Origin of the sequence: Burkholderia sp. AU6039 (assembly GCF_002223365.1) — a bacterium.
Classification (GTDB): domain Bacteria; phylum Pseudomonadota; class Gammaproteobacteria; order Burkholderiales; family Burkholderiaceae; genus Burkholderia.
Map to the genome: position 1 here is coordinate 2352411 of NZ_NKFK01000005.1, position 15278 is coordinate 2367688.

Here is a 15278-nt window from a genome sequence, read left to right on the forward strand (position 1 = left end):
CGTCACCGATGTTTAATTCAGACGCGAAATCGGTTGATTATTGTCAACCAGCTTTCGACTGGAAACGATCCCACGATTTATCTGCGCTCATTCCCCGAACAAAACCGGCGAATTATCGGGTGACGCAAACCAGCGGTTGATATCGCGCCCGGGCACGGCAGCTTGCGTAAACGTAAACGTTCCTTCCTGCGCCATCTCCTTCGCCGCGCGCAGAAACGCGCCGAGCGCGGCCCGTGCCAGCGCCCCGCCGACGCTCACGCGCTTCACGCCGAGCGCCGCCAGCGCGTCGAGGCTCAGCAATCCGCCCTGCAGCCCCATCACGACGTTCACGGGCGCGCCGACCGCCTGCGTCACCGCCGCGATGTCGTCCGCATCGGTGATGCCCGGCGCGTACAGCACGTCGGCGCCCGCGTCGCGATAGGCGACGAGCCGCGCGATCGTGTCGGCGAGGTCATGGCGCCCATGCAGGTAATTTTCGCAGCGCGCCGTCAGCGTGAACGGAAACGGCAGCGCGCGTGCCGCGTCGACGGCCGCCGCGATACGCTCGATCGCCGCTTCGCGTGCGTAGATCGGCGCGTCGGCGCGGCCCGTCGCGTCCTCGATCGAGCCGCCCACCGCGCCGGCCTCGGCCGCGAGCCGGACCGTTTCGGCCACCGTGTCGGGCGCGTCGCCGAAGCCGTTCTCCAGGTCAGCGCTGACGGGCAAGCCGCCCGCGGAGACGATCTCGGCGATGTGATCGAGCATCGCGTCGCGGTCGATCGCGTTGTCGGGCTGCCCTTTCGAAAACGCGTAGCCGGCACTCGTGGTCGCGAGCGCCTCGAAGCCGGCCATCGCGAGCAGGCGCGCGGTGCCGGCGTCCCACGGGTTCGGGATGATGAAGGCGCCGGGGCGCGCATGCAGGGCGCGGAAGGCTTCGGCTTGGCGGGCTTGCAGGTCGGAACGGGTCATCGCGGACTCCGGAAGGAAGTTGACGACCGAGCTTACGCCGGTCGTGCACGCGACGTTTCAGCGTTCGCCGAAATGTCGTCGCGCGACCGGGAAAACCCGGCACGCCGACCGTACGCCCGCAGCCGGCCACGAGCGGGCCGGCGCCGCCGCCTGCCCGCCGCCGGCCCACGGTCGTTCAGATCGATGCGGCCGGCCCGCCGTCGATGCCGAGCAACACGTCGGTGACGGCCTCGGAGAAGCGCATCGCGCGGCCGTCGATCAGCACGTCGTCCGGATTCGACGGGCTCCGCGTGGCGTGCGGCACGCCGTGCGCGAGCAGCACCCGCGCGCACGCCTCCCAGTCGGCCGCGCCGGCCTGCTCCGGTTCGTTGACCGATGCCCACGACAACGTGCCGAGCGCGTCGCTCCCGAACCCGTGCAGGTCGCGCCAGTTCGCGCCGTGCGCGAGCAGGAACGCCAGCAAGTCCGCGTCGCCGCGGAACACCGCGTGATTCAGCGCGCTCGCGTCCCAGTCGCCGCCGCGCGCGGAGATCGGCCAGCCCAGTTCGACCATGACCTTCACCGCGTCGCCCGAACCCCATGCGGCGGCGTCCGGCAGCAACCGCAGCCGTTCAGCGGGCAGCGCGCCGGGCAGTTCGGGATGCCGCGCCTGGATGCGCCGCGCATCGTCGGCGTCGGCGCGCGCGCAGGCCGCCACGAACGCGTCCGCCGCGTCGAGCGCCTCGTCCGCGCCGGCTGCACGCAACAAGGCCGCAACGTCGGACAGCCCGGTCTGCATCGCCAGCCGGTACGCACTGATGCCTGTCGGCGTTTGCGCGCGGGGATCGGCGCCGGCCGCCAGCAGCGCGGCGACGTGGCGCGCCGAGCAGCGCACGCCGATCGCCCGCAACAACGGTGCGCCCCAGGTCTGCGCGAGCCCCGCGCCGGGCGGCTCGTTCGGGTCGCCGCCATGCGCGAGCAGCAGTTCAAGCGCGTCGGCATCGCGCATGTCGAACGCGCGCCGCAACGCATTCGTCCCGCCCACCCGCGCGCCGTGTTCGAGCAGCACGCGCGTGCAGGCCGGATGCTCCACCGAGTGATACAGCGATTCGCCGTCGTTCGGGTCGGCGCCGGCTTCCAGCAGCATCGCGGTGAGAACCGGATCGCGATTGACGCCCGCCGCGCCGTACAGCGCCGACAGCGGCCCCGCTTCGTCGGGTTCGGCGAGCGACGCAGGCGGAAAGCGGTTGCCGATCCGCTGGTTCGGATCAGCGCCGGCATCGAGCAGAAGACGCGCGCAGGCGCGCAGCCTGGCGGCGAACTCGGGAAGCTGCCCGAGCCGCGAATGCGTGACGGCGACGAGCGGCGGCAGCTTCAACGCGCCGCCGGCGCGCGCGATCCAGCCGGGATCGGCCGCCAGCGCCGCCTTCACGGCGTCGAGGTCGCCGGCCGCGCACGCGATGGTCGGATCGTCCGCGACGAGCTCGGGATGGTCGAGCAACAATTGCGCGGCGACGCGCGGCCGGGGCGCGTCGACGCCACCGGTCACGTCGCCGCCGTACGCCAGGTCGAGCCAGCGCCGGACCAGCTGCGCGCGCTGTTGCCCCGCCAGCGCATGCGTTTCGACGAACGCGCCGAGATCGGCCCATGACGCAAAGCCGTACTCGCGCGCGATGCACGATTGCGCGTCATGCAGCCGAAGCCCGAGCGCGAGCGCTTCGTCGTGCGTGCGGTTCGCGGCGGCAGGGAGAAACCGGACAAAGCGCGCGACGGCATCGGCGTCGCCTTGCCGGTACAGGCGCAACAGTGCCTTGGCCTGCTTTTTCAGATGGTCGGGATGGGCCTGGGGAGGCAGTTTTTTCATGCGAATCCTCGTGCAGTGAATGGCCGAAGGTCCGCAATACCGCCAGCACAAAGGACAGGGGGAAAGCTGAATTTGCCGCAACAGGTGGGTTCAACCCTTTCCGCGGACCCGGAAGCGACCTGCATCGCTGCCCGGTATCCTAGGCGACGGCCGGCGGCGACGTCAACCGCGCCGCGCCCTGCGGCGGCGACACTCAGCCCGCGAGCTGCTTCGTCAGGAAAATGCGCGCGTGTCCGACCGGATAATCCGGCAGCTCGCCGAAGCGGACATAGCCGCGTTTCTCGTAGAACGGCCGTGCCTGGAAGTCGAACGTGTCGAGCCACGCACTGTGGCAGCCGCGCGCGACGGCCTCCGCCTCGGCCAGATCCATGATGCGCGTGCCCGCGCCCCGGCCGCGCGCGGCCTCGGGCACCACGAGCAGGTCGACATGCAGCCAGCCGTACGCCGTGCTGCCCCACAGGCCACCGACCACCGCGCCCTCGCCATCGGTCACGACCACGGCCAGCGGACGCGCGTCGAGCGGGCCCGCCTGGCTTTCGTTGAACCGGATGAGCGGCGCGACGATCTGCTTGCGCACGTTCGCGTCGCCCGCCTCCGTCACCTCGTATGTGAACGTCATCGGTTGAATCCGCTTGAATCCTGAATGAGGAAGGGGCGACGCCGCACGCACCGCGTCAGACGACGTACGCGCCCTTCGCGTGCAGCTCCGCTTCCGTGCGCTCGAGCGCGGCGATCGCATCGCTGCCTTCGAGCGCCAGCAACTGCGCGACCAGCGCTTCGGCCATCGCATGCGCGGCCACCAGCGACGGAAAGAACGACGGGCTGTCGTGCGTGAAGATCAGTTGCGCATCCGCGTGCAGTGCGATCGGCGACACCGCGCTGTCGGTGATCGCGACGATCCGGCTGCCCTGCGCTTTCGCGGCCTGCGCGACGCGCGTCGCTTCCTGCGAATACGGCGCGAAGCTGACGACGACGGTCACGCTCTGCTTCGCGATCGTGCGCAGCTCCATCTCGAGCGAACCGGCGACGCCATTGAGCAGCGACACGGTCGGACGGAACAGCCGGTAGCCGTACACGAAGCCGAACGCGACCGGATAACACGAGCGAAACCCCGCGACGTGCACGTGCGACGCCTTGCGGATCAGTTTCGCGGCATCGGCGAGCGCGTGCTCGTTCTGCGCGGCGGTGGCCGACAGGTTGTGTTGTTGCGCGGCGAGCAGGTCGTGCGCGAGCGACGCCTGCGCGTCGGGCCGCACGAGCGAGCGCGCCCGCTGCGTGAGCGGCTCGGGGCGCGTGCGCACGCGCGCCACGCACAGGTCGCGCAGCTCGTTCCAGCCGGGGAAACCGAATTGCTGCGCGAGCCGCACGAGCGAGGCGGGCTGCACCTGCGCGCGCTGGGCGACCTTGCGCATCGACGAGGTGGCGACTTCGTCGGGGTGATCGAGCAGGAAGGCAGCGCCCGCCTGGAATTGCGGGCTCAGCTCGGAAAATTGCGCCCGGATCCGGGACGCGAGTTCGTCGAAATTGGCGGCCATCTTGGTGGGAGCGGGAACCGGTCGTCCATGGTATCACCGGCCCCGCGCGCACCGGTCAGCGCAGCACTTCGACGTGATCGGCGTCGACCTTCACGCTGCCCGACCATTTGCGCTCGAATTCGCCGGTCACCTTCACTTCGTTCTTGTCGCTGACGGGCTGCCCGGCCGCCCACAGCTTGCGGTCGATCTCGACGCGGATCGTGCCGGTCGCATCGGCGAATTCGTAATCCTCGCCGCCGACATGCTTGACGATGCGGCCCTGCAGTTGCACGTGCTGGTCGTCCTTGCCGTTCGCGAGCAGCTCCTTCACGGTGGTCGTGGTCAGCGCGGATGGCCCCGTGTATTGCGCGTAGACGGCGGCGGGCAGCGTGGCGAGCGCGACCGTCAGGATTCTGGCCAGGTGTTTCATGATCGTGGTCCTCTTCTTCGATGTGACGCCGCGCCCCGTTGAACGCGACGGCGCCAGATTACGGACCGTAAGATTAAGCAAACCTGAAGGTCGCCCGAAAGCGACGCGGTGCCGCATCGGACGCATGGGAGCGCCCGCCGCGCGCCGCCCGCATTTAAGCTGCGCCTAAGACACGGGCGCTTATCATGGGAACCCCGGGTGCCACGGCACCCCGTTGAAGAGACACGAATTCATGCGCGTATTGCTCGTCGAGGACGATCCGCTGATCGGCAGCGGGCTCGAACAGGGCCTCAAACAGGAAGGCTTCGCGGTCGACTGGGTGAAGGACGGCGACGCCGCGTCGCTCGCGCTGCGCGCGACCGGCTACGGCCTGCTGCTGCTCGATCTCGGGCTGCCGAACCGCGACGGCCTGTCGGTGCTCGCCGCGCTGCGCCGCCGCGACGAGACCCTCCCCGCGATCATCATCACCGCGCGCGACGGTGTGCCCGACCGCATCGCGGGCCTCGACAGCGGCGCGGACGACTATCTCGTCAAGCCGTTCGAGCTCGACGAGTTGCTCGCCCGGATCCGCGCCGTGACCCGCCGCCACGCGGGCCGCGCGCAGACGACGCTCGTGATCGGCCCGCTGCGGCTCGATCCCGTCAAGCACCTCGTCTGGCTCAACGACGACGAAGTGCCGCTGTCGCCGAAGGAGTTCGTGCTGCTGCACGAGCTGATGCGCGACCCGGGCGCGGTGATCTCGCGCGAGCAGTTCGAGGAACGGCTGTACAGCTGGGGCGAGGAAATCGAGAGCAACGCCGTGCAGGTGCACATTCACAACCTGCGCAAGAAGCTCGGCCACGACATGATCCGCACGGTGCGCGGCGTCGGCTACCGGATCGGTGACGGCGCATGACGCGCATCCAACGGGCGATCGCGCGCTGGCGCAACGCGTCGCTGCGGCGGCGCCTGCTGACGTGGCTGATGCCGGCCGCATGCGTGATCGGCCTCGTCGCGAGCGCGGGCACCTACTGGGGCGCGCTGCGCGAACTCGACGACCTGCTCGACGACCAGATGCGCAGCATGTCGAAGCAGATCGTCGTCGGCCCGAACGGCGAGCTGTCGTTCAGCAACCACGGCAACGGCAAGCACGGCTTCGAAGCGAGCGATCCCGACGCCGTGCTGCTGCAGGTCTGGCGCAACGGCGCGCTCGTGTATTCGACCGACCGCGATTCGAAACTGCCGCCGCCCGAGCAGAAAGGCATCGCGAGCGTCGACGTCGACGGCCAGCCGTGGCGCACCTATGTGACCGAGCGCGGCGGCACGACGATCCGGCTCGCGCAGGCACGCCACGCGCGATGGGAAGCGATCGCGGGCATCGCCGTGCATCTGCTGTGGCCGGTCTTCTCGATGCTGCCGCTGCTCGCGATCGGCCTGTGGTTCGGCATCGGCGCGGGGCTGCGGCCACTGCGCACGATTGCATCCGGCCTCAAACGCAGGAATGCGAACAATCTGGAACCGGTCGACGTGGGCGCGATGCCGAACGAAGTCCGCCCGCTCGCCGAAGCGATCAATGACCTGCTCGCGCGCCTCGACCGCTCGTTCACGCTGCAGCGCCACTTCATCGCCGATGCCGCGCACGAGTTGCGCACGCCGATCATGGGGCTGTCGATCCAGTCGCAGCTGCTGCGGCGCGCGGCGACCGCCGAGGAACGCGAGCACATCCTCGCGCAGATCCAGGCGGGCACGACACGCCTCGGCCACCTCGCCGAGCAGTTGCTGACGCTCGCGCGCCTCGAGCCCGACGCGCAGGCGGCCGCCTCCGCGTCGGCCCCCGTCGATCTCGCCGCGCTGTGCCGGTCGGTGGTATCGGATCGCACGCGCGTCGCCGACGCGCACCGGATCGATCTCGGCGCGATCGTATCGACGCCGGTGATGACGTCGGGCAATGCGGACACGTTGCGCGTGCTGCTGAACAACCTCGTCGACAACGCGATCCGCTATGCGGGCGCCGGTGCGCGCGTCGATGTGTCCGCGCGGATCGACGGCACGACGCCCGTGCTCGAAGTCGCCGACGACGGCCCCGGGATCCCGGAAGCCGAACGCAACGACGTGTGGGAGCGATTCTATCGCGGTGAAGGCGCGCAGGCCGTCACGTCGTCGGGCAGCGGGCTCGGGCTGTCGATCGTCAAGCGGATCGCCGAACAGCATCGTGCGACGGTCGCGCTCGGCACCACGCACGGCGGACGCGGGCTGACCGTCACGGTGCGCTTTCCGCAGCCGGCCTGACGCGCGGGCGACGCACGACGCACGGCTTTTCCACAGATTGTGTTGGCAAGCTTGTGGACAACCTGCCATTAACGACACCAAGCCATTGATCGGAAAGGGTTTGCCGGTCGTGCGCGGCAAATGCGCCAGGCCGGGTCAGCTCACCACCCGATTCAGTTGTCGTCGACGATTCGCTCGATCCGGAGGCCGGTCGAGGTTTCGAGGATGCTGGCGTGATGCTCGACGCGGCAATACAGTCGCCCCTTCGGATAGTCGTCCGGCCGGGGGCGCGTGCGATCCTCGACATGAACGACGACGGTACCGCCGCCCGGATACGCACCGACTCGCTCGCCCATGTAATAGAGCTGGCCGTTCAACTGGTAATAGCCGTGCCCGAGATACCAGAACGAGTCCTTCTCCGTCGCGATCGGCTGGTTGCCGAGGTAGATCGCGTCGCCCTTTCTGACGATCGGGTAGAACAGCAAGCCGATTTGCGGCTCGATGACGGTGTAGTGATTGGCACGGATGTCGTCGAGCACCTTGTCGCGAACTTCTTCACTCAGGTAGGTGCGCTCGCCGAAATACTCGGTGTGACGGTAGGCCGGCTGACAGGCATGCGCACTCGTGCCGCATACCGCCGCCATCAACGGCACGGCGATCGATTTCCAGATCGTTCTCACTGATTTCTCTCCAGGTTCCTTATTGTTGGCCGGCCATCCGGCGCGGCAAATGTTACCGGTGCCGGATCGCGTCGCCAGTTTACCCACCCGGCCTCGTTCCACGGCATTCATTCGCCACATTGACAACCAGTTGTCCAATACGTAAAGTAGTTGTCAATTCATCCCGCGTATCGAACATGACGAAATCCGCGAAGTTGACCACCGTCGCGCTGTCCGTATTCCGCTTGAACGGCCTGCTGATCGAATGGGGCAACACCTTTGCCGGGCCGCACGGCCTGACCAGTGCGCGCTGGCAGGTGCTGGGCGCCATCTCGCTGGCGCCGGAAGCCCCGAACATCCCGCAGATCGCCGACGCGATGGGCATCACGCGGCAGGCGGTGCTGAAACAGATCAACGTGCTGACCGACGAAGGGCTGGTGGAGTCGCTGCCCAACCCGGCGCACAAGCGCTCGCCCTTGTACGCGCTGACGCCTCGCGGCGAGGCGGCCTATCAGGCCGTGGTCGAGCAGTGGCAGCAGCATGTCCGCGACATCGCCGGCGACTTCAGTTCGGCTGACCTGGATGCGGCGATCCGCGTGCTGTCGGCGATGTCCCGCGCGCATGGCGCCGATGCACCGACGTGAGCGCGCAACCGCCCCCCACCCACAGGAGTTCCCATGCCTCATTTCAAGCCGATGGATCCGGCCTTTCCGATCCAGCAACAGATCGCCATCGACGCGGAGCCGGTCGTCCTCGTCAACGTATTCACGCTGGCCGCCGCCGACGAAGCGGACTTTCTCGCTGTGTGGAAGGACGACGCCGAATTCATGAAGCGGCAGCCCGGATTCATTTCGACCCAGTTGCATCGCGCACTCGGCGACAGTCCGACGTACCTGAACTACGCGATCTGGGAATCGACTGAAGCATTTCGCGCGGCCTTCACGCATCCCGAGTTCGTCGCCAAGCTGTCGGCCTATCCGTCGTCCGCCGTCGCGAGCCCGCACCTGTTCCAGAAAGTCGGCGTGGCCGGTATCTGCACGGCGTGAGGACACGCGGGAATCGAGGCAACGCGCGGCATTCGCGGGGGTGTCGCGCGTCGCTCACGCACCCGGACTTCTCCACAGAAAATGTTGGCAAGCTTGTGGATATCCTGCGCACCGCAACGCCAAGTCCTTGATCCGACGGACTTTGGCACGCGTGATGCAGACGAGGCCCCGGTGATGGCCAGCGCATACACCGCTTCGCCACACTTCGCATCACGACGCCACGACGATGCGCGCCGCAATCGGTTCACACGCGCCTGCGCGGCGCCACTTACCCACAGATTTTGTTGGCAAGCTTGTGGATATCCTGCGCACGCCTGCGCTAACCCGTTGATCGGGCTACGGTTCATGCGCGGCGTCACGGTTGCGGCACCCTGCGGCCCGGGCCCGCGCGCAAGCGCACGATCCCGCGCAACAGCAGCGCATCACCGTCGCCTTGACGCTCGCGCCCGCCACGCGTCAAGATCATGCGAGCCGCACGCGGCCGCGCATCATCGGCGTCGCGCGACGGCTCAACGGGCCGGCCGTTCCGCCGGTGCCGCACCACGACACCTCACTCCGAGGAAGACCATGGAACACTTCACCGCGTGGCAGCTGGTCGTCTCACTCGTGCTGGTCTCCGTCGTCATCTACCCGTACGTCCGCATCGTGCGGCGCACCGGGCATTCGGGCTGGTGGATCCTGACGATGTTCGTCCCGGTCCTGAACTTCATCATGTTGTGGGTGTTCGCGTTCGCGCGCTGGCCCACCGTCGACGATCGGCAGCCCTGATCGTCGCCAGCGCGGCCGCCAGGCTTGTCCACAGATTTTGTTGGCAAGCATGTGGATAGCCTGCGCATACCGCGACCAAGCGCTTGATCCGAAAGACTTTGTCCGCACCGCTTCAAATGCGGCACGCGGCCGGAAAAGTGCCGCCCGCACGCCCATTCGCCACGTGACCGGGCGCCTTCCGCGCGAGCGAACCGGCTTGTCCACAGATTGTGTTGGCAAGCATGTGGATAGCCTGCGCATACCAAGGCCAAGCGCTTGATCCGAAAGACTTTGTCCGCGCCGCCTCAAATGCGGCACGGCGGCCCGCGCCACGCCGGATGCGGCCGCGCGCGGGCTTGTCCACACTTTTTGTTGGCAAGCATGTGGATATCCTGAGCATGCGTGACCTAAGTCGTTGATCGCACAACGTTTGATCACGCGGGTCACGGTTGCGGCACGGCATGCACGCGGATCGCGTCACGCACGGCGTGCCGCCCGCCTCAACCGAATGCCCGAACCACGATGCGTGCGACCGACGCGATCACGTCGTCCTTCGCGCGCGCATCGGCACGCGCCTGCGTGTAGTACACGGCCAGCGCGATCGGTGCGCCCGACGGCGACCACACGACACCCGCGTCGTTGGTCGTCCCGTAGTCGCCGGTGCCCGTCTTGTCGCCGACCGTCCACCCGGCCGGCACGCCCGCACGGATCCGCTTGTCGCCGACCTTGTTGCCGCGCATCCACGCGACGAGCTGCGCACGCTGCGCGGCCGGCAGCGCCTCGCCGACCATCAGCACGCGCATGCTCGCGGCCATCGCGGCCGGCGTCGTCGTGTCGCGCGGGTCGCCCGGCAGCGCGGTATTCAGTTCGGTCTCCCATCGATCGAGCCGGAACGTGTCGTCGCCGATCGAGCGCGCATAGGCCGTCACCGCCGACGGGCCGCCGAGCAGCTTCATCAGCAGGTTCGCGGCCGAGTTGTCGCTGTACTGGATCGTGGCCTCGCACAGCGCGGCGACCGTCATGCCGTCGTCGACATGCTTGCCCGACACCGGCGAATAGTTGACGAGGTCGGCCCGGGTGTACGTCACGCGCTGTTGCAGCAACGCCGGTCGATCGACGCTCTGCGCCAGCACCGCCGCGCTCAGCATCGCCTTGAACGTGCTGCAGAACGGGAAGCGCTCGTTCTGGCGATGTTCCACGCGCCGGCCGGTCGCGATGTCGATCGCGCACACGCCGAGGCGGCCGCCCGCGCTGCGTTCGAGCTCGGCCAGCATCTGCCCGGCGGCAGCGGGTGTCACGGCTGCGGCCGTTGCCTCGTCCGGCGCCGCGGTCTGCCGTGACGCACATGCGGCGACGGTCAACGCAAGCGGCGCCGTCGCCGCGGCCAGCAACAGGGTTCGACGTTTCGATGAGTAGGTCATGTCGGTTGTCTCGTGGTGGAATGTGAGCGAAAGGATGTTGAACGCGCCCGGCCGGCGAGACAGCACTATCGGGACTTTACGGTTGCCTGACAAGCAACGATAATTGAGCGCTGACAAAAGAAATTCTTATGACCAAGCTCCGCCCTCATCTTCCGCTCAATGCGCTGCGCGCGTTCGAATCGTCGGCGCGCCACCTGAACTTCACGCGCGCCGGCCTCGAGCTGAGCGTGACCCAGGCCGCGGTCAGCCAGCAGGTGCGCTCGCTGGAGGAGCGGCTCGGCTGCACGCTGTTCACACGGCTGCCGCGCGGCCTCGGGCTCACCGACGAGGGGCGCGCGCTGCTGCCGGTGCTCAGCGACGCGTTCAGCCGCATCGAGACCGTGCTCAAGCAGTTCGACGGCGGGCGCTTCCACGAGGTGCTGACGCTCGGCGTCGTCGGCACCTTTGCCCTAGGCTGGCTAATGCCGCGCTTGAAGCAGTTCGGCGATACGCATCCGTTCGTCGAGCTGCGGATGCGGACCAACAACAACGTCGTCGACCTGGCCGCCGAGGGCCTCGACTTCGCGATCCGCTTCGGGGAAGGCAACTGGCCGGCCACGCGCAACGAGCGCCTGCTCGACGCGCCGCTCACCGCGCTGTGCGCGCCGGACATCGCGCGGCGCCTTGCGCAACCGACCGATCTCGCGAACGAAACGCTGCTGCGCTCGTACCGCACCGACGAATGGCACGGCTGGTTCGATGCCGCGCAGCTCGAGCCGTGGGCGGTCAACGGGCCCGTGTTCGATTCGTCGCGGCTGATGGTCGAGGCCGCGATGCAGGGCGCGGGCGTCGCGCTCGCGCCGGCGTGCATGTTCGCGCGCGAACTGCAGCTCGGCCTGCTCGTGCGGCCGCTCGACATCGACGTGCGCGCCGGCGGCTACTGGCTCACGTCGCTGAAGTCGAAACCGCTCTCGCCGGCAATGACGCTCTTTCGCGACTGGATCGTGGCCGAGGCGGCCGCGACGGCGCAGGCCGAATGACCCGGCCCGGCTTGTCCACAGAAAGTGTTGGCAAGGATGTGGATATCCTGGGTACCCGGGACCTAAGCCCTTGATCGAGCACGAATTAGCGTGCCGACGCAGACATCGGGCAGCCTCTGTTCACGGGCGTCGCGAGCCGGCCCCCGATGGCCCGATCCTCAACTGTCGCGACGCAATCGATTGCGAGTTGTCCACAGAATATGTTGGCAAGCCTGTGGATATCCTTCCCATGCGGCGCGTAACATCCTGATACAAAAGGGGATTCAATCCAGGGACCTTGCGAGGTCAAGCCTGTGGCAGCGCCGGCGCTTTCGCACGGCCCGCGCCGCACCCGGCTCGGGGCCGGACGGTTCTCCACAGATTGTGTTGGCAAGCTTGTGGATATCCTGCGTACCGGCCACCTAACTCCTTGAGCGCACGGGGTTTTGTGCTTCATCTACAGAATCGGGCAGCCCCGGCGCGGCCCGTGCGGCAGGCGCCGGGGCCATCCGGGCATCAATGCCGGTCGAGCCCGCCGCGCAATTCGCTCGCCTTGTCGCGCAGCGCCTCGTAACCCGAGCGCGCATGCTCGGGCAGGTCGGGATCGCCGATCAGCGCACCGAGCGTTTCGATCAGGCTGAACAGGATGCCCTTCGCCGCGCCGACCGCGATGCTCTGCGATTCGATCGACTTGTGCAGGTGGTCGACCGCCGCTTCCAGATTCTCGAGCTTGTGCTCGCTGTCGTCGGGCCGGTTGTCGGTCGTCATCGTCTACCTCCGCCATCGTTCAAGGGTCATGTCACGATTCTATGCCGCTGCACGCGAACGTGGCGCGACATCGCGCAACGTTCGCGCCGCGCTAGGGCCTGTTCACGCTAATAACGGGCTTGCGCTGGCCCCAGAAGGGCCGAGCGCAAGGATTGCGACGAAGCGAATACTCGACGTATTCGCGAGGAGCATGACGCGGCGATCGGCCCTTCTGGGGGCCAGCCCCACGAATGATTTTTTCCAAACAGGGGAACGTGCCTTGCCGGCCGCATTGCGGCGTCGCGCGTCGCTTGTTTGGCTCGGCCAAACGGCGCTCCTTGCTTCTTGCACTGCAGCCGGCAAGGCACGTTCGCAAGCCCGTTATTAGCGTGAACAGGCCCTACAGCACCGCGACCACCTTCACGCGGCCCGGCTGCTCCGCCGCCGCGACGACCTGGCCGTCGACGCGGCGGAACGTGAGCGACACGGTTTCGTCACCGACGCGCAACGCGTCGATCCGCAGCCAGTCGACGCCTTCCGGCAGCGTCGGGCGCTCGACGCGCACCTCGTGGCGCGATGCGTCGATGCTCACGCCGAGGCAGGCCTGCAGCATCATGAACGGCGCACCGGCCGCCCACGCCTGCGGCAGGCAGGCCACCGGATACGCGGTCGGCGGTTCGCCGCGCCGGCGCGGGAACCCGCAGAACAGTTCGGGCAGGCGCATCTCGAAGCTCACCGCCGCCTCGAACAGCGCGCGCAGCAGGTTCACCGCGGCGGTCTTGTCGCCGTAGCGCGCCAGCCCGCGCGCGATCAGCGCATTGTCGTGCGGCCACACCGAGCCGTTGTGATACGCCATCGGGTTGAAGCGCGGCTGGCCGGCCGCGAGCGTGCGGATGCCCCAACCCGTCTGGAACAGCGCCGAGCCGAGCACGCCGGCGACCGCCGCGCCGCGCTCCGCGTCGGGCAGACCGAATGCGAGCAGGTGGCCCGCGTTCGACGCGAACACGCGGCACAGGTCGCCATGACCATCGAGCGCGATGCCGTAGAAATTGCCTTCCGGCATCCAGAACAGCGCGTCGACCTGCTCGCGCAGCGTCTTCGCGCGCAACGCATAGCGGGTGGCATCGGCCGCGTGGCCGCGCCGGTGCGAGCACATCGACATCGCATCGAGCGCCGCGCACGCATACGCCTGCACCTCGACCAGCGCGATCGGCCCGTCCGGGAAGCGGCCGTCCGCATGGAACACCGAATCGTGGCTGTCCTTCCAGCCCTGGTTCGCGAGGCCGCGCTCCGACGTACGCTGGTAATCGAGCAGTCCGTAAGGATTGCGGTCGCACTTGTCGATCACCCATTGCGCGGCGCGCTCGAGCGCGGGCCACAGCTCGTCGATCAGCGCATCGTCGCCGGTGCGTTCGACGTATGCGCCCGCGAGCACGATGAACAGCGGCGTCGTATCGACCCCGCCGTAGTACAGCGCGAACGGCACCTCGCCGGTCGCGGCCATCTCGCTGCGGCGGAACTCGTGCATGATCTTGCCGGGCTCCGCGTCGCGGAATGCGGACGTCTCGCGCGCCTGGTGCTCGGCCAGAAAGCGCAGCACGCCGCGCGCGAGCGACGGCTGCAGCCACAGCATCTGCAGCGACGTGATCACCGCGTCGCGGCCGAACGGCGTCGAGAACCACGGAATGCCCGCATACGGGTACGGCCCCGTGTCGAGCTGCGTCGTGAGCAGCCCGAGATCCGCGAGCGAGCGGTCGAGCCACGCGTCGAACAGCGGATTGCCGGTGTTCACGCGCGCCATCGATTCACGCCGCGCGCGCATCTCGCGGTGCACGCCGACGAGCGCGGTGCGCAGCGCGACGCGGCCGCATCCCGGCCCTTCCGCATGCGCGGGGCCGAGCGTCGCGTCGACGGTCAGGTAGATCGACACGCAGGCCTGCGCGGCGATCGTCAGCGTGTAATCGGCACGATCGACCGACAGCGCATCGGGCGCCGGCGAGAAATGCACGGTCACGTTGCGCTCGACGCTGTCGAGGCCGTCATAGCGCAGCCGCACCGCGCCCGCGTCCACACGCGGCGCCGCCACGGTGCCGCGCTTCGGGCGCTGCGTGCCGCGCACCTCGAACATGTCCTTGAAATCGGCCGCGAACGACAGCGACAGCGGCACCTCGGCTTCGCTCGCGCCGTAGTTCGTCAGCGTCAGCGCTTCGTAAAGCACGTCGCCCGCGAGCACGCGCATCCGCTCGATGTGGATCACGCCCTCGGGCGTTTCGTGGCCGCCGAGCGGCGGCAGCGGACGGTTCGTCAGGTGTGCGGTGAACGACGCGTTGTCGGCGCTGGTCGCGCCCGACAGCAGCGACGGCGCGCGACCGCCGAAGGTCAGGCGCCACTTCGACAGCACGCGCATGTCGTCGACGAACAGGCCGTCGTCGTGACCGCCGATGTCGCCGAGCGCGTCGCTGACCACGAATGCGTCGCCGGATTTCAGCACGTACTGGTTGTTGCGCGCCAGTGCCTGCGGATCGGCTTCAGGCGCGATGAAGGCGGGGCCCGTCGGTGCGATCGGGGCAACAGGCGCGACTTGCGGCGCCTGGGTCGTCGTGGCTTCAGCGTGATTCGGCATCGATGCTCCTGTGTCGGGTCGCAACGCGCGGCGCGTCGCGTGTTTCGCACAGGAT

Annotated in this window: 15 protein-coding genes; 6 read left to right on the top strand and 9 right to left on the bottom strand. The window is 68.3% G+C overall.

Features of this window, described 5'->3' with window-relative positions; translation table 11 throughout:
* Positions 1-87: 87 nt before the first annotated feature.
* From CFB39_RS28305 to CFB39_RS28325, 5 genes are all read right to left on the bottom strand, one after another.
* Positions 88-948, bottom strand: coding sequence for an isocitrate lyase/phosphoenolpyruvate mutase family protein (locus CFB39_RS28305; RefSeq protein WP_089475308.1), 861 nt, complete (start codon positions 946-948; stop codon positions 88-90).
* 175 nt (positions 949-1123) lie between these two features.
* A complete protein-coding gene (locus CFB39_RS28310) occupies positions 1124-2791 on the bottom strand; it encodes an ankyrin repeat domain-containing protein (RefSeq protein ID WP_089475309.1) in 1668 nt (555 codons plus the stop codon).
* Between the two features lie 193 nt (positions 2792-2984).
* Entirely contained in the window at positions 2985-3410 is a 426-nt protein-coding gene (locus CFB39_RS28315; protein ID WP_089475310.1) for an N-acetyltransferase, read from the bottom strand.
* A gap of 55 nt (positions 3411-3465) precedes the next feature.
* Positions 3466-4326 carry a MurR/RpiR family transcriptional regulator gene (locus CFB39_RS28320; RefSeq protein ID WP_089426983.1) on the bottom strand — a complete coding sequence of 287 codons (861 nt, stop codon included), beginning with the start codon at positions 4324-4326 and terminating at the stop codon, positions 3466-3468.
* 55 nt (positions 4327-4381) lie between these two features.
* Positions 4382-4735, bottom strand: a complete 354-nt coding sequence (locus tag CFB39_RS28325; protein ID WP_089475311.1) for a YgiW/YdeI family stress tolerance OB fold protein — start codon at positions 4733-4735, stop codon at positions 4382-4384.
* A 232-nt stretch (positions 4736-4967) separates the two neighbouring features.
* Here CFB39_RS28325 and CFB39_RS28330 point away from each other — a divergent pair, with 232 nt between their 5' ends.
* Together CFB39_RS28330 and CFB39_RS28335 are read left to right on the top strand one after the other, a co-directional pair.
* The gene (locus CFB39_RS28330; protein WP_089426981.1) at positions 4968-5630 is read left to right on the top strand and encodes a response regulator; all 663 of its coding nucleotides are present in this window, start codon (positions 4968-4970) and stop codon (positions 5628-5630) included.
* Positions 5627-7003, top strand: coding sequence for an ATP-binding protein (locus tag CFB39_RS28335; protein ID WP_089475312.1), 1377 nt, complete (start codon positions 5627-5629; stop codon positions 7001-7003). The genes CFB39_RS28330 and CFB39_RS28335 overlap by 4 nt, the downstream gene beginning before the upstream one ends.
* A 152-nt stretch (positions 7004-7155) precedes the next feature.
* On the opposite strand, the gene CFB39_RS28340 is transcribed toward CFB39_RS28335, so the two are convergent.
* Positions 7156-7662, bottom strand: a complete 507-nt coding sequence (locus tag CFB39_RS28340) for a hypothetical protein (RefSeq protein WP_089475313.1) — start codon at positions 7660-7662, stop codon at positions 7156-7158.
* 176 nt (positions 7663-7838) lie between these two features.
* Between CFB39_RS28340 and CFB39_RS28345 the strand changes: the two genes are divergently transcribed.
* The 3 genes from CFB39_RS28345 to CFB39_RS28360 all read left to right on the top strand — a co-directional run bounded on the left by CFB39_RS28345 (position 7839) and on the right by CFB39_RS28360 (position 9455).
* The gene (locus CFB39_RS28345; protein WP_089475314.1) at positions 7839-8285 is read left to right on the top strand and encodes a MarR family winged helix-turn-helix transcriptional regulator; all 447 of its coding nucleotides are present in this window, start codon (positions 7839-7841) and stop codon (positions 8283-8285) included.
* Between the two features lie 33 nt (positions 8286-8318).
* The gene (locus tag CFB39_RS28350) at positions 8319-8687 is read left to right on the top strand and encodes an antibiotic biosynthesis monooxygenase (protein WP_089441908.1); all 369 of its coding nucleotides are present in this window, start codon (positions 8319-8321) and stop codon (positions 8685-8687) included.
* 567 nt (positions 8688-9254) lie between these two features.
* Positions 9255-9455 carry a hypothetical protein gene (locus tag CFB39_RS28360; protein WP_089475316.1) on the top strand — a complete coding sequence of 67 codons (201 nt, stop codon included), beginning with the start codon at positions 9255-9257 and terminating at the stop codon, positions 9453-9455.
* 479 nt (positions 9456-9934) lie between these two features.
* Here the strand turns inward: CFB39_RS28360 and blaPEN-bcc are convergent, their stop codons facing one another.
* Complete coding sequence (blaPEN-bcc, locus tag CFB39_RS28365) at positions 9935-10855, bottom strand: PEN family class A beta-lactamase, Bcc-type (protein ID WP_089475317.1); 921 nt, start codon at positions 10853-10855, stop codon at positions 9935-9937.
* Between the two features lie 128 nt (positions 10856-10983).
* Between blaPEN-bcc and penR the strand changes: the two genes are divergently transcribed.
* Positions 10984-11874: a beta-lactamase transcriptional regulator PenR gene (penR, locus tag CFB39_RS28370; protein ID WP_089475318.1), complete on the top strand. Its 891-nt coding sequence runs from the start codon at positions 10984-10986 to the stop codon at positions 11872-11874.
* 495 nt (positions 11875-12369) lie between these two features.
* Here penR and CFB39_RS28375 read toward each other — a convergent pair whose 3' ends face one another.
* Together CFB39_RS28375 and CFB39_RS28385 are read right to left on the bottom strand one after the other, a co-directional pair.
* The gene (locus tag CFB39_RS28375) at positions 12370-12621 is read right to left on the bottom strand and encodes a hypothetical protein (protein WP_011354368.1); all 252 of its coding nucleotides are present in this window, start codon (positions 12619-12621) and stop codon (positions 12370-12372) included.
* A 379-nt stretch (positions 12622-13000) separates the two neighbouring features.
* Positions 13001-15223, bottom strand: coding sequence for an amylo-alpha-1,6-glucosidase (locus CFB39_RS28385; protein WP_089475319.1), 2223 nt, complete (start codon positions 15221-15223; stop codon positions 13001-13003).
* Positions 15224-15278: the final 55 nt, after the last annotated feature.

Coding starts and splice junctions, on each gene's coding strand:
- CFB39_RS28305 (WP_089475308.1), bottom strand. CDS start 948: ATGACCCGTTCCGACCTGCAAGCCCGCCAAGCCGAAGCCTTCCGCGCC.
- CFB39_RS28310 (WP_089475309.1), bottom strand. CDS start 2,791: ATGAAAAAACTGCCTCCCCAGGCCCATCCCGACCATCTGAAAAAGCAG.
- CFB39_RS28315 (WP_089475310.1), bottom strand. CDS start 3,410: ATGACGTTCACATACGAGGTGACGGAGGCGGGCGACGCGAACGTGCGC.
- CFB39_RS28320 (WP_089426983.1), bottom strand. CDS start 4,326: ATGGCCGCCAATTTCGACGAACTCGCGTCCCGGATCCGGGCGCAATTT.
- CFB39_RS28325 (WP_089475311.1), bottom strand. CDS start 4,735: ATGAAACACCTGGCCAGAATCCTGACGGTCGCGCTCGCCACGCTGCCC.
- CFB39_RS28330 (WP_089426981.1), top strand. CDS start 4,968: ATGCGCGTATTGCTCGTCGAGGACGATCCGCTGATCGGCAGCGGGCTC.
- CFB39_RS28335 (WP_089475312.1), top strand. CDS start 5,627: ATGACGCGCATCCAACGGGCGATCGCGCGCTGGCGCAACGCGTCGCTG.
- CFB39_RS28345 (WP_089475314.1), top strand. CDS start 7,839: ATGACGAAATCCGCGAAGTTGACCACCGTCGCGCTGTCCGTATTCCGC.
- CFB39_RS28350 (WP_089441908.1), top strand. CDS start 8,319: ATGCCTCATTTCAAGCCGATGGATCCGGCCTTTCCGATCCAGCAACAG.
- CFB39_RS28360 (WP_089475316.1), top strand. CDS start 9,255: ATGGAACACTTCACCGCGTGGCAGCTGGTCGTCTCACTCGTGCTGGTC.
- blaPEN-bcc (WP_089475317.1), bottom strand. CDS start 10,855: ATGACCTACTCATCGAAACGTCGAACCCTGTTGCTGGCCGCGGCGACG.
- penR (WP_089475318.1), top strand. CDS start 10,984: ATGACCAAGCTCCGCCCTCATCTTCCGCTCAATGCGCTGCGCGCGTTC.
- CFB39_RS28375 (WP_011354368.1), bottom strand. CDS start 12,621: ATGACGACCGACAACCGGCCCGACGACAGCGAGCACAAGCTCGAGAAT.
- CFB39_RS28385 (WP_089475319.1), bottom strand. CDS start 15,223: ATGCCGAATCACGCTGAAGCCACGACGACCCAGGCGCCGCAAGTCGCG.